Below are 3,789 nucleotides of genomic sequence, written 5' to 3'. Positions count from 1 at the left end.
CGCACGACGGCGCAGCTCAAGCGGGTAAGGGGAAGGACGTGCCATGACTCGATCCTCTCAAACGATCGAGTCCCTACCGAACCCGGAACGGTTCAACCGGGCCCGCCCCGGCTCCAAGCACCACCTGATCGTCGACCGTCACGGGACCCCGCTCGCCGTCACACTCACCGGCGGCAACCGACACGACGTCACCCAACTCCTGCCACTGCTGGACGCGGTCCCGCCGATCCGGGGCCTGCGAGGCCGCCCCCGCCGCAGGCCCCGACGGCTGTACGCCGACCGGGGCTACGACTTCGACAAGTACCGCCGCCTGCTGTGGAAACGCGGCATCAAGCCCATGATCGCCCGACGCGGCATCGCCCACGGCTCCGGACTGGGCAAGGTCCGCTGGGTGGTCGAGCGCGCCTTCGCCTGGCTGCACCAGTTCAAAAGGCTCCGCATCCGCTACGAGCGACGTGCCGATCTCCATCAGGGTCTGCTCGAACTGGCCTGCAGCCTCATATGCCTCCGCCGCCTACGAACCTCATTCTGAAACGATCAGTTATACGGCGATGTGTGCCCGGTTGGCGGTCAGTGGGTCGACGTTCTCCCGCTCGCACATCTCCAGGTACTCGGCCAGGCCCCGGGCGTAGGCGTCGATCGTCCGGGGAGCCCGGCCCAGGTCGCTCCACACCTGCAACCACCCGGCCGCCTGCTCGTGCCTGCCGAGCACCGGCCACTTCTCGTCCAGCACCACCGTGCCCAATACATCTCCTCAGTCCGTGGTCGTACCGCACGGAGATGATCTCCGCTGCGGTCAGATTCCACTTAACTGATAGCTGCACGGTGCGGATCACGCGGCCGACCTCGCGGAAAGCGGTGTAGGTGGCGTTCTTCCGCGAGTCGGAGCGCAGCCGCTTGAGCAGCGTGGACGAGGAGATCGCCCCCTCCCTCACGGAGATGGCCACCCGCATCAGGTGCCGGAACTGCGACTCGATCAGGTCCCAGTCGATGACGTTCTTGCCCGGCTCGCCGAACAGCGCGTCGATGTGCACGTACTCGCTCTGCTTGCTGGGCCGGTAGAAGGTCGTGCCCTTCCAGTTCCTGATCCTGGGCATGAGGTCGAAGCCCAGCAGGTGCGCGAGCGCGAACACCGGCTGGGACTGGCCCTGCGTGTCGGCGTGCACGGTGGTCGGCTTGACCTCGGAGGTGTTCTTGAGCAGGCCCTCGATGATGTAGACGGCCTCCCACACGCCGCACGGGATGAAGTGCGTGAACAGCGCGATGCAGGTGTCCGAGATGTGGTGGTAGGCGATGCCGCCCGGCTTGCCGTACCGGACGCTCGTCTCGGCGAGCAGGTTGTCGAGGTAGGTGTCCATGTGGATGCCGTCGGCGGCCACCGTGGTGCCGTCGCCCCACGCCTGCGAGATGTCCAGGCAGGCGTGGGCGTTGACCAGGTCGGCGATGGCCTCGTTCAGCAGCACGATAGAGAAGTGCCGGTGCGCCGTGTACGACAGTTCGTGGCCGGAGACGCCGGGGATGTGGCGGGCGGCCTCGTACGGGCCCATGTTGGTGCCCTTGACGAAGGTGGTGATGACGTAGCGGCCGAACGGGTCCTCCAGCTTCGGCTCGTTGCCGGAGGCCGGGCCGAAGCGGCGCCACCACTCCACCCAGTACGCGGTCCTCGACAGAATCCCGATCAGCGTGCGCTCCGGCATCCTCGCCTTGATCTCCTGCTCCAGCCGCTTCGCCGAGGGCATGAGCCCCTCCGAGCGGTGCGGCTTCAGCGACGGGATGCCCGTCTCCGGGTCGATGACCAGACCCTCGTTGTCGGGATACCCGGTGTCCGCCGCCGCTGCGGCGCTGCGGAGCTTGTCCTCCAGCTGCCGGCGGAAGAACTGCGCGTCGAACTCGGCGGTCTCGCCCGCCTCGCACAGCCCGACCTCCACCAGGTAGTCGGCCAGCTTCTCCTGGGCGGCCTCCCACTCCAGCAGTTGCTGGGACCAGTCAGCGTACTCCTCCGAGCCGAGAACGGCGACGTCGCCGCAGCGAAGTTCCTCGGCGAGGTAGGTGAAGACCATCGCCTCGAAGTGCTTGCGGACGTACTGACCGGTGCGGGTCTGGTCGACCACGACCTTGCGCCAGTTCTGGGTGGCGAAGGAGATGTCCACCTCCTTGCCCTCCTCGTCGAAGGCGGTGATGTACTCCCCGCGCGCTGCCTGGTTCCGCTGGGCGTGCGCGAGCGCGTCCAGCACCCGCCCATCTTCAGAGGTGGCGGTGAACTCCAGCTTCTCAGCCAGGTCGAACATCACCGCCCGGTCCCGGCCGATCTGCCCGTACAGTAGCGGCTTCCACAGGTTGCCGTGGTGGGCGGAGGCCTTCTCGATCTGCTCGTACTGCTTGGCGAACCCACCGAAGCCCTCCACCGTCCGGGCGACCGCGCCGAGCCCGCCGGCCTGCACCACGGGGGCCTTCAGCAGGGTGACCAGGGCCGGGGAGACCTTCCCGCCCAGCCGCCGGGCGATCTCGTCGGCCGACGTCTCCTCGTCCAGCCCAGCCAGGGCCTCCCGGGCCTCGGCGGTCATCTGGTCGGCCTTCGCGAGCGCCATCTGAGCCGGGCCGTCGGCGTCGATGTCCTTGAGCACCACGCGGTAGTTCCCGATCAGGGCCTCGACCAGCTCCTGCTGGCGCAGGCGGATCTCCGCCAGCTCCCCCTTTGGCTTCTTGACCTTCGTGGCGACCCGCTTGCAGAACATCGTCGCCAGGTCGTCTCTCACCCGCATCCGCGCCTTGTGCGCCAGACACGCGATCAGCGCGAGGCGTTTGACCGGCGCGTAGTCCCGCAGCGCCGGGGCGTCGGCCGCGTCCGCCTCCCCGGCGAAGTCGGTGATCTTCCGCGCGGCGACGCCGTCCATCCACACCGCGCTGTCGCCGAGGCCGTCCACCCACTCCATGCGCTTGGTCAGGTTCTTAAAGTGCGACCAGCTCGGCCCCTTGGCGGGCTTCTTCAGCCGGTTGAACAGCGTCGTGCCGTCCGCGTCGCGCTCCTCCAGCAGCCGCAGTGCCTCCGCCCGCTGAAGCGGGCTCATGCGGTCGTGGATGCCCTCGCAGATCGAGGCGTTCACCTCGGTGCGGATCTTCGAGGCCATCTTGTCGAAGGTGGAGAACCCCGGCAGCTCCAGCCCTGCTTCCACCACCTTCTCCAGCGCGATGTTGATCAGGTCCGCCGGCCGGTTCTTCGCCGCGGCCTCCTTGCGGATCGCCGTCTCGGCGACCCGCCGGGCCTCCGCCTGGTCGTACGCCACACCGACCCGCTTGCGCACCAGGCCCCGGTGGTGCTTGGCCGTCCGCTCCGCCCGGTACACCGGCAGCGTGCCCTCCGGCAGCTCCACCTGCCGCCGGACGAACTCCACCACCTGCTCCGGCACGTCCTCCAGCGCCGGGAAACACCCCATGCGCTGATACGACTTCAGCATCAGCGCCAGCAGATGCTCATCCCCGTCCGTCGCCCCGGCCGCCCACTCCAGCTCATCGCGAGTCGGCGAGAAGAACAGATGCAGCTCATGCGCGGTAATCAGCCGCTTGAACCGCGGATACGCGGTCCTCTCGATCGAGGTCACAACCCACCCCAGGCGCCAGACGATGGTCAACATCACCACCAACGACACTCGGCCGAACGGGTGACGGGCCGGACGCTCAGCTTCAAGATCAACTCATTGAGCCGTTTCCAACTTGGCTGAGCGGCTGACCAGTTGGCGTGGGGGTGATGTTCCGGAAGAGGTGAAGCTCCTGGTAGATGGGTTGTCGACC

Annotated in this window: 1 protein-coding gene and 1 pseudogene; one reads left to right on the top strand and one right to left on the bottom strand. The window is 67.7% G+C overall.

What is annotated here, in order from left to right; all coding sequences use genetic code 11:
* Nucleotides 1-76: 76 nt before the first annotated feature.
* Nucleotides 77-532, top strand: a pseudogene (locus tag ACH4ZX_RS40105) (IS5 family transposase); the annotation flags it as partial.
* Here ACH4ZX_RS40105 and ACH4ZX_RS40100 read toward each other — a convergent pair.
* Complete coding sequence (locus ACH4ZX_RS40100) at nt 498-3,599, bottom strand: Tn3 family transposase (protein WP_398283841.1); 3,102 nt, start codon at nt 3,597-3,599, stop codon at nt 498-500. The pseudogene ACH4ZX_RS40105 and the gene ACH4ZX_RS40100 overlap by 35 nt on opposite strands.
* Nucleotides 3,600-3,789 lie beyond the last annotated feature (190 nt).

It is taken from the genome of Streptomyces sp. NPDC020490, from assembly GCF_044335305.1.
Classification (GTDB): domain Bacteria; phylum Actinomycetota; class Actinomycetes; order Streptomycetales; family Streptomycetaceae; genus Streptomyces.
This window is presented reverse-complemented; position numbering and strand designations above follow the sequence as displayed.